Source organism: Streptomyces katrae, from assembly GCF_002028425.1.
Classification (GTDB): Bacteria; Actinomycetota; Actinomycetes; order Streptomycetales; family Streptomycetaceae; genus Streptomyces; species Streptomyces katrae_A.
Genome location: NZ_CP020042.1, coordinates 4,041,644 through 4,058,458, shown reverse-complemented (window position 1 = coordinate 4,058,458; position 16,815 = coordinate 4,041,644). Strand labels below are relative to the sequence as shown.

Below are 16,815 nucleotides of genomic sequence, written 5' to 3'. Positions count from 1 at the left end.
TTGGTGAATCACCCAGGGCGACCCCCTCGGGACTCGTTCGTTTCCGTGGCCTGGACCAGTCGTTTCGCCCCCTTCGCCGTTGCTTCACTGAAGTCCACGCCCGGACGACAGAGAGGCTGGTGGCGCGAAATGGACCTCAACACGGTGGTCGCCGTGCGCGATGCCCGCCGCCGCGAACCCTGGCGCCCCGGCGACGCCTTCCTCGGCGGGGCACCTACCTCTTCTCCGAGCCGCAGCCCCACATCCGCCGCCTCGTCGACCTGTCCCGGATGGGCTGGCCACCGCTGTCCTGGCAGCCCGACGGCTCCCTCGACATCGCCGCGACCTGCACCATCACCGAACTGTCCCGCTTCGGCCGCAGCCTGCCCGCCCCCGCCGCCCCGCTCTTCGAGCAGTGCTGCCGGGCCTTCCTGGCCAGCTTCAAGATCTGGAACATGGCCACCGTCGGCGGGAACCTCTGCAACGGCCTCCCGGCCGGCCCGGTCATCTCCCTGACCGCCGCCCTCGACGGCACCGTCCTGCTCCAGGGCCAGGACGGCGCCACCCGCCGCATGCCCGTCACCGAGTTCATCCGCGGCGCCGGCGTCAAGGACCTGCGCGACGGCGAGATGCTGCGCTCGGTCCGCCTGCCCGCCCGCGCCCTGGAGGCCCGTACGGCCTTCCGCCAGGCCTCCCTCTACGGACTCGGCCGCTCCGGCTCCCTGGTGATCGGCACCGGCGACCCCCCAGGACGGCTCCCTCGCCGTCACCGTCACCGCCGCGACCACCCGCCCGTTCCGCTTCTGGTTCGCCCTGCCGCCCACCGCGGCCGGACTCCGCGAGGCGATCGACACCGCCGTCCGCCCCGGCGAGTGGTTCGACGACATCCACGGACTGCCCGAGTGGCGGCGGCACATGGCCCTGCTCCAGGCCGAGCAGATCCGCCGTGAACTCTGCCTTCCGGAGGGACCCCGATGAGCTACGAGATCGAGATCAACGAGCAGCGCTTCGAGGACGAGCCCCGGGCGGGCCAGTGCCTGCGCGCCTACCTGCGCGAACGCGGCTGGTTCGGCGTCAAGAAGGGCTGCGACCAGGGCGACTGCGGGGCCTGCACCGTCCACGTCGACGGGCAGCCGGTGCACAGCTGCCTCTACCCCGCCGTCCGCGCCGAGGGCCGCTCCGTCACCACCGTCGAGGGCCTCGCCTCCCCGTGCGGCGACCTCCACCCGGCGCAGAAGCAGTTCCTGGAGGCCCAGGGCTTCCAGTGCGGCTTCTGCACCGCCGGATTCCTGATGACCACCTCCGCCCTCCAGGCCGAGCGGGGCACCGCCCACGACGACGGCAAGCTCGACGACCTCCCGCGCGCCTTCAAGGGCAACATCTGCCGCTGCACCGGCTACCGCGCCATCGAGGACGCCGTCCGCGGGGTCGGGCACATCGAGGAGCCCGAGGCTGGCCAGGCCGTCGGCCGCAGCCCCGGCGCCCCGGCCGGCCCCCAGGTCGTCACCGGCACCGCCCGCTACACCTTCGACGTCGAGGTGCCCGGGATGCTGCACATGAAGCTGCTGCGCTCCCCGCACCCCCACGCCCGCATCGTCGGCATCGACACCCGCGACGCCCTCCAGGTCCCGGGCGTGTACGCCGTCTTCACCCACCACGACGCCCCCGCTCACCTCTACTCCTCCGCCCGCCACGAACACCCCACCGAGGACCCGATGGACACCCGGGTCCTGGACGACGTGGTCCGCTTCGTCGGCCAGCGCGTGGCTGCCGTGGTCGCCGACAGCGAGCAGGCCGCCGAGGAGGGCTGCCGGCGCGTGGTCGTCACCTACGAGGAGCTTCCGTACGTCGTCGACCCGGAGGAGGCGATGCTGCCCGGGGCGCCGGTCCTGCACCCCAAGGGCCCCGAGTCGGGGATCTTCCGTGCCGAGAACAACGTGTGCGGCGAGGTCCACGGCACGATCGGCGACATGGAGAAGGGGTACGCCGAGGCGGACGTCGTCTACGAGGAGACCTTCCAGACCCAGCGCGTACAGCACGCCAGCCTGGAGACCCACGGCTGCGTGGCCTACTTCGAACCCAAGGAGGAGGGCGACGGCGAACGCATCACCGTCCGCACCTCCAGCCAGGCCCCCTTCCTGACCCGGCGGGCGCTGTGCGCGCTCTTCGGCCTGAACGAGGACGAGGTCCGCGTCGTCGCGGGCCGCGTGGGCGGCGGCTTCGGCGGCAAGCAGGAGATGCTCACCGAGGACATCGTGGCCCTGGCCGCCCTGAAGCTGCGCCGCCCGGTGAAGCTGGAGTTCACCCGGGCCGAGCAGTTCTACGGGGCGACCACCCGCCATCCGTTCAACATCACCATCAGGATCGGTGCGAAGAGGGACGGCACGCTCACCGCGCTGCGCATGCGCATCGTCGCCAACACGGGCGCCTACGGGAACCACGGCCCGGCCGTCATGTTCCACAGCGCCGGCGAGTCCTTCGCGGTGTACCGGGCGCCGAACAAGGAGGTGGAGGCGTACTCCGTCTACACCAACACCGTGCCGGCGGGCGCCTTCCGCGGCTACGGCCTGGGCCAGGTCCTGTTCGCCCTCGAATCGGTGATGGACGAGCTCGCCCTCCGCCTCGGCATGGACCCGCTGGTGCTGCGCGAGAAGAACGTGATCGGCGCGGGCGACCACATGGTGACCCCGATCGGCCACGAGGAGGACCTCTTCATCGCCTCGTACGGGATGAAGCAGTGCCTGGACGTCGTGCGCAGGGCCGAGGCCGAGGACCGCAGCCACGAGGACGTCCCCGAGGGCTGGCTGACCGGCACCGGATCGGCCGTCGCCATGATCGCGACCGGTCCTCCCGGCGGCCACTTCGCCGACGCCCGGGTCAGCCTGCTGCGCGACGGCACGTACGACATTGCGGTGGGCACCGCGGAGTTCGGCAACGGCACCACCACCGTCCACAAGCAGATCACCGCGGGCGCGCTGAACACCACGGTCGACCGGATCACCGTCCGCCAGTCCGACACCGACGTGGTCCGCCACGACACCGGAGCGTTCGGCTCGGCCGGCACGGTGGTGGCGGGCAAGGCCGTGATGCTGGCGGCCGACGCGCTGGGGGAGCGCCTGAAGACCTTCGCCGCCCGCCACACCGGCGTGGCCCGGCACCTGTGCAGGCTGGAGGCCGAGGCCTTCGACTGCGCGGGCCGTGTCGTCACCCTCAAGGAGCTGTACGAGGCCGCCTGGGAGCGGGGCGCGCTGGAGGAGATCGCGGCGGACGGCCACTGGGGCGGCTCGCCGCGCTCGGTCGCCTTCAACGCCCAGTGGTTCCGCCTCGCCGTGGACCCGGACACGGGCGAGATGAGGATCCTGCGCAGCGTGCACGCGGCGGACGCGGGCAAGGTCATGAACCCGATGCAGTGCCGGGGGCAGGTGGAGGGCGGTGTGGCCCAGGCCCTGGGCGCCACGCTCTTCGAGACGGTGCGGGTGGACGAGCGCGGGGAGGTCACCACGGCCGCCTTCCGCCGCTACCGGCTCCCGCAGTACGCGGACGTCCCGCGCACGGAGGTCCACTTCATGGAGACCTCGGACGCGATCGGCCCGCTGGGCGCCAAGTCCATGAGCGAGAGCCCCTTCAACCCGGTGGCTCCGGCCTTCACGAACGCGCTGAGGAACGCGACGGGGATCCGCTTCACCGAGTTGCCGGTGACACGTGATGTGGTGTGGCGGGCAATCCACCAGAAGCTGCGAGGCGGAAACGCCAATTGATCACACAGATGCGGCTCATAGGACCATCTCAACCTCGCAGATGAGGTTCCACTGCCTCTCCAGCGGGGCATGACTGGTCCATGGCCTCACTCCTGCTGCACGGCGACCTCGACCACCCGGCCCGCCTGACCGTCGCCGACCTGCGGCGATGGCCCCGGCACCGGGCGGAGGTCGTCTTCGACTGCGCGACGAACGGCCCGCAGCACCACGTATTCGAGGGCGTGCTGCTGCGGGACGTCATCTCCGGCGCCGGCCCGGTCTTCGACGTCCGCCGCCGCAAGGACCGCGGCCGCTACCTCCTCGCGGTCAGCGGCGGCGACGGCCACCACACGGTCCTGTCCTGGGCGGAGCTGGACGACGACTTCTGCGGGAGCCCGGTCCTCCTGGCCACCCGCCTCGACGGCGAGGAGCTCGACGGCTCGGGCAGCCAGCTGGTCGTCCCGTCCGACCGCTGCGGCGCCCGTTACGTCAGCGCGGTGACCCACGTCTGGTTCGGCACCCTGGACGTCCCGGCGCTGACCGGCGTCTGAACACGCGCCCCGCCCTGCCGCCACAGCGACCGTCACCCTGCGCCACCGCTCGCTACCATCAGCGACGACAGCTGGTCACGCGGGCGAGAGGCGGACGGACGGATGAGGCGAACGGCACGACGCGCGGGTAAGGCCCTGGGAGCGTGCGCGGCAGCCGCGCTGCTGGCTCTGGCCACCCCGGCGGGCGCGGCGCAGGCGGCGGCAGGGGCCCTGATCATCGACGGGACGGAGCACGAGGACCCGTCAGGCTGCTACCGGCTGGGCGACTTCGCCCCGCCGAAGGTCGCCAACCTCACGGACGAGACGGCGTGGGTGTGGTCCGGCACGGACTGCGACGGCCAGGTGACGCAGCAGATCGACCCGGGCGTGACCACCACCGGCCACGGCCGGAGCCTCTTCATCGAGTGAGGGCCCCGGCGGCGACGGGCCGCCGGCCGGCCATCCGGCACCCGAGGCATGCGGCGTGCCCCTCGCGCGCGGTGTGGTCGCGGGCACCCAGGGGCCAGTGCTCCTTCGGGCGCGGGCCGGGCCCCTTGCCCCAGCCCGCCAGGTGCAGCACCCAGGTGAGCACGGCGGCCGCCGCCGTCACGGCGAGCCCGATCCATATGCCGGGCGTCCAACCGCAGACCCCCAGGCCGATCACCGCGGCCCCGGCGCAGGCGACGGCGGTTCCCGCCCAGCCGGCGACCGTGTGGCCCTCGTCGTATCCGTGTGCGCTCATACGCCACCCCTGTCGACCTATGATGTCTTAGCCAGTAAGCAATTTATCTTAGGTACTAAGGGATTTTCAATGGAGGGCAGCCCGCCCCGCCCCGAGGCGTCGGTTCCGGCCGCGATCAGCGCGATGGACGACCTGATGGCGACGAGCATGGTGGCCCAGCAGGAGTTCGCCCGGAACCTGGGCCTCAGCCCGACGGACCTCGTCTGCTTCGCGTACGTCCTCGAGGCCGGGGACACCCCCGTCACCGCCGGCGACCTCGCCGCCCGCGCCCACGTCACCACCGGCGCCGTCACCGGCATCGTCAACCGGCTGGAGCGCGGCGGGTACGTGACCCGGCAGCCCGACCCCACCGACGGCCGCCGCGTGCGCGTGGTCGCCGTACCCGAGGCCGCGCAGCGCGTCCGCGACGTGTACGAGCCGTACTACGCGCTCCTCGCGCAGCTGTTCGCGACGTACAGCCCGGAGGAAGTGGCGGTACTGCACGACTGGCTCACCCGCGCGGGCACCCTGGCCGCGACGTACCTCGCGGAGTCCTGCGGGCCCTGACCCCGCCCCGGGCGTGGCGTTCACTTCCATTCCATTGCAACGAACGACGGGAATTCGTTGCGTTAAACCACAGGCTCACTGCAACGATTTCTCGCCTCTGACCTGCGCATACACCAAAGTCATGCAACCCCGCTGTTGCCACTCCCCTGAACGCAACATAGCGTTTCTCATGTCGGAAACACAGAAGAGCAAACGCCGAGCGCAGGAGACCACGATGCAGAAGTTCGCCGCCACCGCCCCCGTCTCGGCCGTCCTCGACATCCCGGCCGGACTCGTCCAGCTCATCGCCGCGGACCGCTCCGACGCCACCGTCGAGGTCCGCCCGGCCAACCCCGCCAAGAGCCGCGACGTGAAAGCGGCCGAGCAGATCACGGTCGACTTCCGCGAGGGCGTGCTGCGGGTCGCGGCCGCCCCCGCGAAGAACCGGCTCCTCGGCCACTCCGGCGCCGTCGAGGTGACCGTCCAGCTGCCCGCCGGCTCCCGCGTCGAGGCGAAGGCGGCCGCGGCCGACCTCCGGGGCGTCGGACGGCTCGGGGCCGTCGTCTTCGAGGGCGCGCAGGCCCAGGTCAAGCTGGACGAGGCCGCCTCCGCGCGGGTGACCGTCCAGGCCGGTGACGTCGTACTGGGCCGTCTGAACGGGCCCGCGGAGATCAGCACCCAGAAGGGCGACATCACCGTCGCCGAGGCCGCCAAGGGAGCCGTCACCCTCACCACCCAGCACGGCGACATCACCATCGGCGCCGCCCGCGGGGTCTCCGCCACCCTCGACGCCGGCACCGGCTACGGCCGCATCCACAACGCCCTCAACAACACCGACGGCTCCGCGGCCGCCCTCACCCTCCGCGCCACCACCACCTACGGCGACATCACCGCCCGCAGCAACTGAGCCGGCAGCGGGGTGGCCCACCCGGTCACCGGCCGATCCGGTCGACCCCCACGCCGGAGATCCGCCCGAGGCCGTCGAACCCCACCTCGGCCGTGTTCCCGTCCGGCAGCTCGGCCACGATCCGGTCGGCCTCCACCCGGTGCGGCACCCGGTGGTGCTCGAAGAACCCCCGGACGACCTGCGGGGCCGAGTGGCCGATCAGCCCCGCGCCGGTGAGCAGGACCCGCGGCAGGGTCACCGGCTCCAGACCGGCCCGCGGGACCCGCGGGTCGTCGGGCAGGAAGTAGACCCTCGTGGCCGGGCCGGCCATCTGCCCCAGGTAGCCGGGGGCCCCGGCCACGCCCATGCCGGTGAAGGCGAGCATCTCGGCCGCCCGGTGCGGGTCGTCGAACCCGGCCAGGTCGACGAGCCCGTCGGCCAGCTCGGGTATCCCGCGCGCCCGCCCGTAGCGCCCGACGGCCTCCGTCAGAGCGACCACCTCGGCGCCCTGCCAGCCCGGGTTGGCCCAGCCCCACATCCAGGACCGCTCGTCCATGTCGTACGTCCCGAGCACGGCGACCCGCAGCTCCAGCCCGCCCTGCTGGTAGGTGCAGGAGGACAATTCGGCCGTCCACGGGCCCTCGGGGAGGAAGGAGGTGAGCACCTGGAGCTGTTCCGCACCCCAGGCGGCATGCCGCTCGGCCTCGAGCAGGAAGGCATCACTGAAACGATTCGTCATGCGCCGAACCCTACGAACCCCCGGGTCCGCCCCCTGCGGTGGCCTCCGCCCACTTCTCCGACCCTTCCCAGGCGGCCCGCCGCACCGCCGGAGCCACATCGGCAACCAGCCGCCCCAACGCCGCCCGGGCCGCCGGATCCCCCGGCCAGCCCTCCCCGAGCGCGGCGGCCGCCGCCCCGCGGACCGTGGCGTCCGGATCTCGGGCGAGCCGCAGGAGGGCTTCCCGGGCCGCCGGTTCGCCGGCCCACCCTGTCGAGAGCGCACGGGCCACGCCCTGCCGTACGTCCCGGATCCGGTCCCCGGCCAGCCCCCGGACGACCTCACCGGCCGACGGATCACCGGGCCAGCCCTCGGCCGCCGCAGAGGCCACGGACCCGCGAACGGAGGGAACCAGGTCACCGGCCAGCCCCAGAACGGCATCACGGGCCGTCAAGTCGCCGGCCCAGCCGCCGCCGAGAGCTGTGGCCGTGTACCGCCGAACGTTCGCGTCCCGGTCACCGACCAGCCTCAGGACCGCTTCACGCCCCTGGAGGTCACCCGCCCATCCCTTCACGAGCGCCGCGACGGCCTCCTGCCGCGCGAGGGGATCGCCGGTCAACCGCACCAGCTCCTCACGAGCCGAAGGGTCACCCGGCCAGCCCTCGGCAAGCGCGGACGCCACGGCCCCGCGCATCGCCTCCCTCCCGTCGTGCGTCATCAGCAGAAGGGCATCGCGCACCGTCCCGTCACCGGGCCAGCCGTGCGCCAGGGCGCGGACGGCCTGAATTGCAGCGGCCCGTCCGGAGGCCCGGTCAGATCCATGACGATCCCCCGCGCCGTCAGGTCTCCGGGCCAGCCCTCCGCGAGCGCGTGGACCACGGACTCACGCACGCCGTCTCTCTGATCGGCTGCGAGCCGGACCTCCACGTCCCGTCCGGAGGGGGTGCCGGGCCAGATGGTGCAGACCGCTCCGGCAACCGCACTTCGAACGCGGAAATCCGGGTCCTCGGCCGACCTCAGCACGCACTCCTGGATCCGCGGGTCATCCGGCCAGCCCTGCGCCAGCGCCGTCACCGCGTACGCGCGCAACTTGGCGGCCTCCTCGTCCTGACCTCCCGGTTCATCGACGAACCGCAGCAGGGCGGCACGGACTTCGGGGTGTCCCGGCCAGAACTCCGCGAGCGCGGCAACCGCACTCTCACGGAAATGCGGGCGTCTGTCGTCGAGGAGAGACCGGAGTTCCTCGAAGGCGAGCAGGTCGTCGGGCCACGTCCGGGCGAGCGATTTCGCCGTGGTCAGGCGGACCATCACGGATGAATCACCGAGGAGTTCGCGGTGCATCTCGTAGACCCCCGGATCACCCGGCCAGCCGTCACCGAGACCGTTGGCGAAAGAGGCCCGAACCCCCGCGTCGGGATCGTAGGTCAGCCGGAGGACCGCCTCCCGGGCCGCATCGGAGTGACGCCAGCCGGAAGCGATCCGTGCAATGGGTGGATAACGCAACTCCGGATCAGGGAAACGCGTCTGCGCGACCAGTACCGCAAGTTCGTCGTCCGGCTCCAGGAAGCCCCCGCTCTCGGCGAAGGCGCGGTCGATGTCCTGAAGGGTCTGCTCCCCGCGCTCGTTCACCTGGTGTGCCTTCGCCAGCGCGGCCGCGATGTCGTCCAGGGCGGGCCGGGTGAACAACTCGCCTGGGGCCAGCGGCTGGACCGCCCCGCCGGGCCCGGACCGGGTGACGGCCAGGTGTGCGGCGTCGGGATGGGCGGACAGGCGCTGGATCTCGGTGCGGGCCCGGTCCCAGAGGCCCTCCAGGACCCGCATCCGCGCCGAGACCCGGTCGGCCTCCCGCTGGCCGGTGGACCGGTGGGCCAGGGCTTCGCGGGTCTCCGCCCGTACCCGGGCCAGGCCCTCCGCGTCGGCGCTCCGCAGGGCCCGCAGCTCGCGGACGCCGTTCCCGACGATGATCTCCCGCAGGGCATCGGCGATCTGGAACAGCGTCGAGAGGAGGATCTCCGCGTCACGGAGGGAGTACCTGAGCCGCTCCTCGGCCCTCAGGGCGCGCTCCAGGTCCCGCTCCACCCGCGCGAGGTCCCGTTCCAGCCGCAGCTCTGCGGGGCTCCCCCCGTCCGGAGCGACGACGAGGACGGGGGGCGGTGTCGCGATGGCCGCCCGGAGCAGGGCCTTGGCCTCCTCGCACCGCCGCCCGAACTCCTGCTGCGAGAGCCCGGCCCGGATGCTGGTGATCCGCAGGAAGGCCACGGTGAACTCCACCGGCGGCTTCGGCCTGGCCTGCGCGCCGTAGATCCGGTCGATGTGCGACTTGGAGGAGGCCATCGTGCCGCCCTCCGCCTTCCCGAGGGCCGCCGCCATGTCGCGCGAGCCCATCCCCGCCTGCGCGGCCTGCCCCCGCAGGTAGTCCCCGTACGCCTGCCACCGCTCCCGGCCGGCCCCGCCCCGCACGTCTCCATCCCGCACCCGCGCCCGCCTCCCCCAGCCCGTCCCCACAGCCCCCGACGGTCCCCGACCGTCCCGGGACGATCCGGTCCGGCCACCGCCGGCCCCAGGCCGGGGCACCGCCCCGCCCCTCACCGTCCCGGGCGGTCCCTGCCCGCGTGGGGACGGGGCTCAAACAGCGGACGCTCTCCTCACACCACCGGCCCTCCCGTGAAGGGGACTCCATGTCCGACACCCTCCGGCAGCTCCTCCTCGCCGCCCTGCCCGACCTGCTCGGCTCGGTCGCCGCCACCCTCGTCATAGGGGCCGTCACCTGGGCCCGGCGGGGTCTTGCCCGGCGCCGTGCCGACAGCGCCGCCTCCCCCGGCAGGGGGAACGAGGACGGCGGTCAATCCTTTCTGCGGTGAACCGGTTCCGGCAGACGGGTGACGCAGCGTGTCCTCGGCTCGCCCCGCTGCTGTGGCCCGCCGTACCGCTGGTGCAGCCGGCGTACGTGGTCTACGGGGTCAGCTGAGACTCCCGTGCGCCCGTGCCCCGGCCGGGGGACACGGGCGCACGGGCCCCTCGGCTAGGCGAACTTCGGCATCTCCCCGACCCGCGTGTCCATGTCGATCACGGCGAACACCGCGCCCTGCGGGTCGCCCAGCGCGGCGAAGCGGCCGAAGGGGCTGTCCATCGGGCCGAAGTACACCCGCCCGCCCCGCGCCTTCGCCTTCTCCACCGCCACGTCGCAGTTCGGGACGCCGAAGTAGACCTGGACGTAGGACGGGACCTGCGGCGGGAACTCGTCGCCCATCTTCATCCGGCCCAGCACCGGGTGGTCGGCGCCGCCCACGCTGAAGATCTTGAAGTCCATCCCGGCCGCCGCCGCGTCGTCGCCCTCGGCCCCGCCGGTGTCCATCTGCTGGGACTCGTACGGGAAGACCCGCTCCAGGAACGGGTCGGCCTTGCCGGGCTCGCGGGTGTAGACCTCGGCCCAGGCGTACGAGCCCGCCTCGCCCTGCTTCTCGAAGCCCTTGTGCTCGCCCGGCTGCCAGACGCCGAACACCGCGCCGCTGGGCTCCTTGGCGATCGCCATCGTGCCGAACGTGCCGACCTGCATCGGCTCCATCATCAGCGTGCCGCCCGCGGCCTTGATCTTCTCGGCGGTGGCGGCCGCGTCGTCCGAGGCGAAGTACAGGCACCACTGCGAGGGCGCGTCGGCGCCCGGCATCGGCGGGACGACGGCCGCAACCGCCTTGCCGCCGGAGTAGGCCTGCGTGTAGTTGCCGTACTCGCTGCTGGCCTCACCGAAGGTCCAGCCCAGTACGTCGGCGTAGAACTCCTTGGCGGCCTCCACGTCGGTGAACATCGCGTCCACCCAGCAGGGGGTGCCTTCCGGGAACTCGGCCATGGTCGATCGACTCCTGTGTGGTCCGTGTGGTCCGTGTCGTCCGTGTCGTCTGTGTCGTCTGTGTCGTCCGGCTCGTAGGTCCCTCTCACGCTAGGGCGAGGGTCTGACAACCGCGCGGCGAACGGGCGTGGGGGGCGGTCCCGGGGGAGGCTGGGGGCATGGACGACATCACCATCCGGCTCGCGCAGCAGCCCGAGGCCGACGCCCTGCTCGCCCGCAGCCCGCTGGCCGCGCTCACCGGGATGCTGCTGGACCAGCAGGTGCCGATGGAGTGGGCGTTCTCCGGACCCTGGACGATCGCGCAGCGCCTCGGCGCCGACGATCTCGACGCCCACGCCATCGCCGCGTACGACCCGGAGGCGTTCGCCGCGCTGCTCTCGCAGAAGCCGGCGGTGCACCGGTACCCGGGGTCGATGGCGAAGCGGATCCAGCAGCTGTGCGCGTACCTGGTGGAGCACTACGCGGGGGACGCGGAGGCGGTCTGGGCGGACGCGGGGACGGGCGCGGAGCTGCTGGAACGGCTGAAGGCGCTGCCGGGGTTCGGGGAGCAGAAGGCCCAGATCTTCCTGGCCCTGCTGGGCAAGCGGTACGGGGTCCGGCCGAAGGGGTGGCGGGAGGCGGCCGGGGGCTACGGACCCGCGAACGTCCACCGCTCGGCGGCGGACATCACCGGCCCGGAGTCGCTGGCGAAGGTCCGCGAGTACAAGCAGGCCGCGAAGGCCGCCGCCAAGGCCGCGAAGGCCGCCGAGTAGGGGCTGGAGGAAAACCTCCCCCCGGAAAACCTCCCCGAGGAAAGCCTCCCCGCCGGGGCAAGCCGCCAGGCCGGGACGCTGAATTGACGGACCGTCCGGCCGGGCGGCTCGCCCGCGCGCGGGACCGCGTAACGTCGGCCGGATGACCGAGAACCTCACCCGCGCCACCACCGCCGAACGCGTCTCCGACGCCCCCGGCAGCGTCATCACCCTGCTCACCGACACCCCGGAACTCACCTGCAACACGGCCACCTTCGAGGCCGGCGCCGCCGGTGCCCCGGTGCACTTCCACACCAAGGCCACCGAGTTCTTCCACGTCACCGGCGGCAAGCTCGACGTGCTCGTCGGCGACGAGGTCCACACCCTCTCCGAGGGGGACTTCATCAGCATCGCCCCCGGCGTGAAGCACGCCTTCGCCCCCGCCGCCGGCCACACCGCCGAGGTGTTCGTCGGGTTCACCCCCGGCATGGCCCGCTTCGACTACTACCGCCTGCTCGGCCGGGTGCACGCGGGCGAGGCCACCGTCCAGGACATCATCGACAGCCAGCCCACGTACGACAACCACTACGCCGAGAGCGAGGCCTGGGCGGGCCGCCTGCTGCGCAGCGCCGAGGCGTAGACCTCGTCGGCGTCGAGGCGCCGCAGCTCCTCCGCGATCAGCTCCGCCGTGCTGCGGATCTTGAGCGCGACCTTCCGGTCCGGCCAGCCCGGCAGGACCAGCGTGGCCAGCGAGCCGGTGGGCCGGTCCACCACGACCTCCCCGGCGCCGGTCTCCAGCCGGACCCGGGTGATGACCGGCCCGCCGGTGGCCACCCGGGCCACCGGCACGCCGAGGCGGTCCTCCAGCCAGCGTGCCAGCAGCTCGGCGCTGGCGTTGTCGGGCTCGCTTTCCACCGCCGCCGCGGTCACCGGCGAGGTCTTCTGGTCGAAGGCGCAGGCCAGCAGCGAGCGCCACGGCGTGAGCCGGGTCCACGCCAGGTCGGTGTCGCCGGGGGCGTAGGCGGCCGCGCGCTCGGCCAGCACGCCGACCGGGTCCCCCGCGGCCTGCGCGTCGGTGATCCGGCGCTGCGCCAGCGCGCCCAGGTCGTCGCGGGCCGGGTCGGCGGGGGCGTCGGCCGGCCACCAGGCGACCACCGGCGCGTCCGGCACCAGCAGCGGCAGCACGATCGACCCGGCCTGGGTGGTGAGGTCCCCGTGCAGGCGCAGGATGACGATCTCCCCGGACCCGGCGTCCGAGCCCACGCGCAACTCGGCGTCCAGCCGGGTCCGCCGGCGCCGCTCCGGCCCCCGGTGGGTCCGCTTGATCACCGCGATGATGCGGCAGGGGTGTTCGCGGGAGGCCTCGGAGGCCGCGCGTACGGCGTCGTAGGCGTTCTCCTCGTCGGTGACGATGACGAGGGTGAGCACGAGCCCCATGGTGGGGCTGCCCACGGCCCGCCGGGCCGCCAGCAGGGCCCGGTCGATCTTGCTGGACGTGGTGTCGGTCAGTTCGGTCCGCATGGACACGAGTCTGTCAGCGGCTGCCGTAAAGCGGACAACCGGTTCGCTTGATTCCCCCTGGAGGGACCGCGTCCCAGCCGCGCCCTCGGCGTCGCCCTCAGCGGCGCCGGCGGGCCGTGCCGAAGAGAGAACGGGAGATCTCGCGCCCCAGCTGTGTGCCGACCGAGCGGGCCAGCGAGCGGAACAGGCCGCTGCCGACGACCTGTTGCGCCAGTGAGGGTTCCGGCTTCGGGGCGCCGCGCCCGGCCCGTTCCGCGGCCTTGACCTGCTTGTCGGCCTCAGCCGCCGCGGCGGCGGCCTCCGCTTCGGCCTCGGCGGCCGCCTGTTCGGCGGTGATCTTCTCGTAGGCGGACTCCCGGTCGACGGGCTGCGCGTAACGGGAGTACAGGAGCGAGGCCTTGACGGCGGCGTCGAGGGCCGCCGGGTCGACCGGGCCCATCAGCGACTGCGGAGCGCGCAGCCGGGTGGCGGCGACGGGGGTGGGGGCGCCGTTCTCGCTGAGCACCGTGACGACGGCCTCGCCGGTGCCGAGCGAGGTCAGCAGCTCCTCCAGGTCGTAGGGGGAGTTGGGGAAGGTCCGCACGGTGGCCTTGAGGGCCTTGGCGTCGTCGGGGGTGAAGGCGCGGAGGGCGTGCTGGACGCGGTTGCCGAGCTGGGCCAGGACGTCGGAGGGCACGTCCTTGGGGGTCTGGGTGACGAAGAAGACGCCGATGCCTTTGGAGCGGATGAGGCGCACGGTCTGGGTGATGGATTCCAGGAAGGCCTTCGAGGCCCCGTTGAAGAGGAGGTGTGCCTCGTCGAAGAAGAAGACCAGCTTGGGCCGCTCCAGATCGCCGACTTCCGGGAGGTCGGCGTACAGGTCGGCGAGCAGCCACATGAGAAATGTAGAGAAAAGCTGCGGTTTGTCCTGTACGGCCGGAAGTTCCAGTACGGAAATCAGGCCGCGTCCGTCCGGAGCCGTTCGCAGGAATTCACTGGTGTCGAATTCCGGTTCGCCGAAGAATTCCGAGGCGCCCTGCTGCTCGAATGCGGTGAGTGCACGCAGAATCACCCCGGCGGTGACGGTGGAGAGCCCGCCGATCCCCTTCAGCTCCGGTTTTCCCTTGTCGGAGACGAGGAAGGCGACGACCGCCCGCAGGTCCTTGAGGTCGATCAGCTCCAGGCCCTTGGAGTCGGCGTAGTGGAAGATCAGGCCGAGCGACTGCTCCTGCGTCTGGTTCAGCTGGAGCACTTTCGACATCAGGACCGGCCCGAACGCGGTCACGCTCGCCCGGACCGGGATCCCGGGGCCGATCCCGCCGAGGGAGTAGAACTCGGCGGGGTACCCGCTGGGCTCCCAGCTCTGGCCGACGTCCTTCGCCCGCTCCTGCGCCCTCGTGCCCGGCGCGCCGGGGGCGGAGATCCCCGAGACGTCGCCCTTGACGTCGGCGAGGAAGACCGGCACGCCGTTGGCGGAGAGCTGCTCGGCGATCAGCTGGAGGGTCTTGGTCTTGCCGGTGCCGGTGGCGCCTGCGACGAGCCCGTGCCGGTTCAGCATCGACAGCGGGATGCGGATCTGCCGCGCCGGCTCGCAGACCCCGTCCCAGAGCAGGGCCCCCAGCTCCAGCGCGGGCCCCGTGAAGGCGTACCCGGCGGCGATGGCGGTGGCCGGACCGTTCGGGTCCGTTTGTCCCCCGGCGGTGGCGGCCGGCTCGGGCGGATCGATGCTCTGGCTCATGCGTCACTCCCGGAATAGCCCTGTGTGCCACTTTTGCACCGCTGGAGCGAGGCTGCGCCCGGAGGCACCGGCCCGGTAGGCTTTCCGTGTGATCTTCAAGCGCATCGGTAGCGGACGGCCGTACCCCGACCACGGCAGGGAAACCACCCGGCAGTGGGCGGACGTCGCCCCGCGCCCGGTCCGGCTGGACCAGCTCGTGACGACCAAGGGACAGCTGGACCTGGAGACGCTGCTCGCCGAGGACTCCACCTTCTACGGCGACCTCTTCGCACACGTCGTGAAGTGGCAGGGCGACCTCTACCTGGAGGACGGGCTGCACCGCGCCGTGCGCGCGGCCCTCCAGCAGCGCCAGGTGCTGCACGCGCGCGTCCTCGAAATGGACTGACCGGGGACCTGCCTGCGGCCGGCCGGAGGACGTGCCGGGGCGCCGGTTGCGCCTTTCGGGTCTGCCTTACCCGATCAACAGATCATTTAGTAGGCATCGTTCCGGTACGGCACTACGCTGCGCCCATGAGCATGCTCACTCCCCCCGGTATGGGCGGAAAGTACCGCGTCACGGGCACCGCCTACCCCCGCATGAGCCGGCCGCGGCGACGCCGGAAGCTCGTGTTCGCCCTGCTCGGATCGGTCCTCGCGCTGGCACTGCTCGGCTACGGGGCACTGCAGCTCATCGACGTGTTCCGGGGCGACGGCGGCAAGCACAGCGCGGCGGCCGCCAAGGACTGCCCGACCAAGGGCGCCGCCTCCGCCACCCCCGCCGGAGCCGCGAACCCAGGCCCGGCCGCGTCCGGTGCCCCCGCGGTCGTCCTGCCGCAGCCCGGCCAGATCACCGTCAACGTCTACAACGCCACCCCGCGCTCGGGCCTCGCCAAGGCCGTCGGCGACGAGCTGAAGAAGCGCGGCTTCACCGTCGGCCACGTCGGCAACGCCCCCGCCGACTTCGACAAGAAGGTCCCCGGGCCCGGGATACTGCTCGGCTCCCCGCGCACCGACAAGGCCGCGTACTCCGTCCTCGGCACCCAGCTCACCGGGGTCACCCAGCAGACCGACACCCGCGAGGGCGCGGACATCGACCTGATCCTGGGCGACTCCTTCAAGGAGCTCAACAAGAAGGAGGACGCGGACAGGGCGCTGGCCGTCATGGCCAACCCCGCACCCGCGCCCTCCTCGAAGAAGTGCTGACCGGCGGACCGCGCCGCTACTCGGCGGAGCCGTACATGCGGTCGCCCGCGTCGCCCAGGCCCGGCACGATGTAGCCGTGCTCGTTGAGCCGCTCGTCCACGGCGGCCGTCACGACCGTCACCGGCGTGCCCGCGAGCTCCCGCTCCATGACCTCGACGCCCTCGGGCGCGGCCAGCAGCACCACGGCGGTCACGTCGTCGGCGCCGCGCTTGATGAGCTCCTGGATCGCGGCGACCAGCGTGCCGCCCGTGGCCAGCATCGGGTCGACGACGTAGACCTGGCGCCCGGACAGGTCCTCGGGCATGCGCGTCGCGTACGTGGAGGCCTCCAGGGTCTCCTCGTTGCGGACCATGCCCAGGAAGCCCACCTCGGCGGTCGGCAGCAGCCGGACCATGCCGTCCAGCATGCCGAGGCCGGCGCGCAGGATCGGCACGACCAGCGGGCGCGGACGCGCCAGCTTGACGCCGGTGGTCGGGCCGACCGGGGTCTCGATGTCCGACTGCTCGGTGCGCACGTCGCGGGTGGCCTCGTAGGCGAGGAGCGTCACCAGCTCGTCGGCGAGCCGCCGGAACGTGGGGGAGTCGGTGCGCTTGTCGCGCAGTGCGGTCAGTTTGTGCGCCACCAAGGGGTGATCGACGACCTGCAAACGCACAACATCCTCCAAGACTCAGCCGGGCTTCGACCTGCGATCTGCGACCTG

18 protein-coding genes and 1 pseudogene are annotated in these 16,815 nt (G+C 72.5%); 11 read left to right on the top strand and 8 right to left on the bottom strand.

The window, feature by feature from the left end; all coding sequences use genetic code 11:
- The first annotated feature begins 129 nt into the window (after nt 1-129).
- From B4U46_RS18490 to B4U46_RS18475, 4 genes and pseudogenes are all read left to right on the top strand, one after another.
- Nucleotides 130-957, top strand: a pseudogene (locus B4U46_RS18490) (FAD binding domain-containing protein).
- A complete protein-coding gene (locus tag B4U46_RS18485) occupies nt 954-3,737 on the top strand; it encodes a molybdopterin-dependent oxidoreductase (RefSeq protein WP_079428850.1) in 2,784 nt (927 codons plus the stop codon). The pseudogene B4U46_RS18490 and the gene B4U46_RS18485 overlap by 4 nt, the downstream one beginning before the upstream one ends.
- Nucleotides 3,738-3,817: 80 nt before the next feature.
- On the top strand, nt 3,818-4,267 hold the full coding sequence (locus tag B4U46_RS18480; protein WP_079428848.1) for a molybdopterin-dependent oxidoreductase: 450 nt from the start codon (nt 3,818-3,820) through the stop codon (nt 4,265-4,267).
- A 102-nt stretch (nt 4,268-4,369) separates the two neighbouring features.
- On the top strand, nt 4,370-4,675 hold the full coding sequence (locus tag B4U46_RS18475) for a hypothetical protein (protein WP_079428846.1): 306 nt from the start codon (nt 4,370-4,372) through the stop codon (nt 4,673-4,675).
- Here B4U46_RS18475 and B4U46_RS18470 read toward each other — a convergent pair.
- Nucleotides 4,665-4,988 carry an HGxxPAAW family protein gene (locus B4U46_RS18470; RefSeq protein ID WP_079428844.1) on the bottom strand — a complete coding sequence of 108 codons (324 nt, stop codon included), beginning with the start codon at nt 4,986-4,988 and terminating at the stop codon, nt 4,665-4,667. The genes B4U46_RS18475 and B4U46_RS18470 overlap by 11 nt on opposite strands.
- A 69-nt stretch (nt 4,989-5,057) precedes the next feature.
- Between B4U46_RS18470 and B4U46_RS18465 the strand changes: the two genes are divergently transcribed.
- Together B4U46_RS18465 and B4U46_RS18460 are read left to right on the top strand one after the other, a co-directional pair.
- On the top strand, nt 5,058-5,534 hold the full coding sequence (locus B4U46_RS18465; protein ID WP_079428842.1) for a MarR family winged helix-turn-helix transcriptional regulator: 477 nt from the start codon (nt 5,058-5,060) through the stop codon (nt 5,532-5,534).
- Nucleotides 5,535-5,748: 214 nt separating this feature from the next.
- Complete coding sequence (locus tag B4U46_RS18460; RefSeq protein WP_079428840.1) at nt 5,749-6,420, top strand: DUF4097 family beta strand repeat-containing protein; 672 nt, start codon at nt 5,749-5,751, stop codon at nt 6,418-6,420.
- Nucleotides 6,421-6,445: 25 nt separating this feature from the next.
- On the opposite strand, the gene B4U46_RS18455 is transcribed toward B4U46_RS18460, so the two are convergent.
- The 3 genes from B4U46_RS18455 to B4U46_RS18445 are packed head-to-tail and all read right to left on the bottom strand — an operon-like array spanning nt 6,446 to nt 9,592.
- On the bottom strand, nt 6,446-7,138 hold the full coding sequence (locus tag B4U46_RS18455; protein ID WP_079428838.1) for a DUF6882 domain-containing protein: 693 nt from the start codon (nt 7,136-7,138) through the stop codon (nt 6,446-6,448).
- Between the two features lie 10 nt (nt 7,139-7,148).
- Nucleotides 7,149-7,835, bottom strand: coding sequence for a HEAT repeat domain-containing protein (locus B4U46_RS18450; protein WP_123995807.1), 687 nt, complete (start codon nt 7,833-7,835; stop codon nt 7,149-7,151).
- Nucleotides 7,835-9,592, bottom strand: a complete 1,758-nt coding sequence (locus B4U46_RS18445) for a HEAT repeat domain-containing protein (protein WP_123995806.1) — start codon at nt 9,590-9,592, stop codon at nt 7,835-7,837. The genes B4U46_RS18450 and B4U46_RS18445 overlap by 1 nt, the downstream gene beginning before the upstream one ends.
- Before the next feature lie 203 nt (nt 9,593-9,795).
- Here B4U46_RS18445 and B4U46_RS36625 point away from each other — a divergent pair, with 203 nt between their 5' ends.
- Nucleotides 9,796-9,978 (top strand): hypothetical protein, encoded by a 183-nt coding sequence (locus B4U46_RS36625; RefSeq protein ID WP_107438285.1) that lies wholly within the window; start codon nt 9,796-9,798, stop codon nt 9,976-9,978.
- A 161-nt stretch (nt 9,979-10,139) separates the two neighbouring features.
- Here B4U46_RS36625 and B4U46_RS18435 read toward each other — a convergent pair whose 3' ends face one another.
- Complete coding sequence (locus tag B4U46_RS18435; protein ID WP_079428830.1) at nt 10,140-10,964, bottom strand: VOC family protein; 825 nt, start codon at nt 10,962-10,964, stop codon at nt 10,140-10,142.
- A 158-nt stretch (nt 10,965-11,122) separates the two neighbouring features.
- On the opposite strand from B4U46_RS18435, the gene B4U46_RS18430 reads away from it, so the two are divergent.
- Together B4U46_RS18430 and B4U46_RS18425 are read left to right on the top strand one after the other, a co-directional pair.
- Nucleotides 11,123-11,716, top strand: a complete 594-nt coding sequence (locus B4U46_RS18430) for an HhH-GPD-type base excision DNA repair protein (RefSeq protein ID WP_079428828.1) — start codon at nt 11,123-11,125, stop codon at nt 11,714-11,716.
- A 142-nt stretch (nt 11,717-11,858) separates the two neighbouring features.
- Complete coding sequence (locus tag B4U46_RS18425; protein ID WP_079428826.1) at nt 11,859-12,335, top strand: cupin domain-containing protein; 477 nt, start codon at nt 11,859-11,861, stop codon at nt 12,333-12,335.
- On the opposite strand, the gene opcA is transcribed toward B4U46_RS18425, so the two are convergent.
- Complete coding sequence (gene opcA / locus B4U46_RS18420) at nt 12,281-13,216, bottom strand: glucose-6-phosphate dehydrogenase assembly protein OpcA (protein ID WP_079431842.1); 936 nt, start codon at nt 13,214-13,216, stop codon at nt 12,281-12,283. The genes B4U46_RS18425 and opcA overlap by 55 nt on opposite strands.
- Nucleotides 13,217-13,313: 97 nt before the next feature.
- The gene (locus B4U46_RS18415) at nt 13,314-14,933 is read right to left on the bottom strand and encodes a helicase HerA-like domain-containing protein (protein WP_079428824.1); all 1,620 of its coding nucleotides are present in this window, start codon (nt 14,931-14,933) and stop codon (nt 13,314-13,316) included.
- An 88-nt stretch (nt 14,934-15,021) separates the two neighbouring features.
- Here B4U46_RS18415 and B4U46_RS18410 point away from each other — a divergent pair, with 88 nt between their 5' ends.
- Nucleotides 15,022-15,318 (top strand): type II toxin-antitoxin system VapB family antitoxin, encoded by a 297-nt coding sequence (locus B4U46_RS18410; RefSeq protein ID WP_008740979.1) that lies wholly within the window; start codon nt 15,022-15,024, stop codon nt 15,316-15,318.
- 125 nt (nt 15,319-15,443) lie between these two features.
- Nucleotides 15,444-16,115 (top strand): LytR C-terminal domain-containing protein, encoded by a 672-nt coding sequence (locus tag B4U46_RS18405; RefSeq protein ID WP_079428822.1) that lies wholly within the window; start codon nt 15,444-15,446, stop codon nt 16,113-16,115.
- A 16-nt stretch (nt 16,116-16,131) separates the two neighbouring features.
- Here the strand turns inward: B4U46_RS18405 and upp are convergent, their stop codons facing one another.
- Nucleotides 16,132-16,767, bottom strand: coding sequence for a uracil phosphoribosyltransferase (upp, locus tag B4U46_RS18400; protein WP_079428820.1), 636 nt, complete (start codon nt 16,765-16,767; stop codon nt 16,132-16,134).
- Nucleotides 16,768-16,815 lie beyond the last annotated feature (48 nt).

Coding starts and splice junctions, on each gene's coding strand:
- B4U46_RS18485 (WP_079428850.1), top strand. CDS start 954: ATGAGCTACGAGATCGAGATCAACGAGCAGCGCTTCGAGGACGAGCCC.
- B4U46_RS18480 (WP_079428848.1), top strand. CDS start 3,818: ATGGCCTCACTCCTGCTGCACGGCGACCTCGACCACCCGGCCCGCCTG.
- B4U46_RS18475 (WP_079428846.1), top strand. CDS start 4,370: ATGAGGCGAACGGCACGACGCGCGGGTAAGGCCCTGGGAGCGTGCGCG.
- B4U46_RS18470 (WP_079428844.1), bottom strand. CDS start 4,988: ATGAGCGCACACGGATACGACGAGGGCCACACGGTCGCCGGCTGGGCG.
- B4U46_RS18465 (WP_079428842.1), top strand. CDS start 5,058: ATGGAGGGCAGCCCGCCCCGCCCCGAGGCGTCGGTTCCGGCCGCGATC.
- B4U46_RS18460 (WP_079428840.1), top strand. CDS start 5,749: ATGCAGAAGTTCGCCGCCACCGCCCCCGTCTCGGCCGTCCTCGACATC.
- B4U46_RS18455 (WP_079428838.1), bottom strand. CDS start 7,138: ATGACGAATCGTTTCAGTGATGCCTTCCTGCTCGAGGCCGAGCGGCAT.
- B4U46_RS18450 (WP_123995807.1), bottom strand. CDS start 7,835: ATGACGCACGACGGGAGGGAGGCGATGCGCGGGGCCGTGGCGTCCGCG.
- B4U46_RS36625 (WP_107438285.1), top strand. CDS start 9,796: ATGTCCGACACCCTCCGGCAGCTCCTCCTCGCCGCCCTGCCCGACCTG.
- B4U46_RS18435 (WP_079428830.1), bottom strand. CDS start 10,964: ATGGCCGAGTTCCCGGAAGGCACCCCCTGCTGGGTGGACGCGATGTTC.
- B4U46_RS18430 (WP_079428828.1), top strand. CDS start 11,123: ATGGACGACATCACCATCCGGCTCGCGCAGCAGCCCGAGGCCGACGCC.
- B4U46_RS18425 (WP_079428826.1), top strand. CDS start 11,859: ATGACCGAGAACCTCACCCGCGCCACCACCGCCGAACGCGTCTCCGAC.
- opcA (WP_079431842.1), bottom strand. CDS start 13,216: ATGCGGACCGAACTGACCGACACCACGTCCAGCAAGATCGACCGGGCC.
- B4U46_RS18415 (WP_079428824.1), bottom strand. CDS start 14,933: ATGAGCCAGAGCATCGATCCGCCCGAGCCGGCCGCCACCGCCGGGGGA.
- B4U46_RS18405 (WP_079428822.1), top strand. CDS start 15,444: ATGAGCATGCTCACTCCCCCCGGTATGGGCGGAAAGTACCGCGTCACG.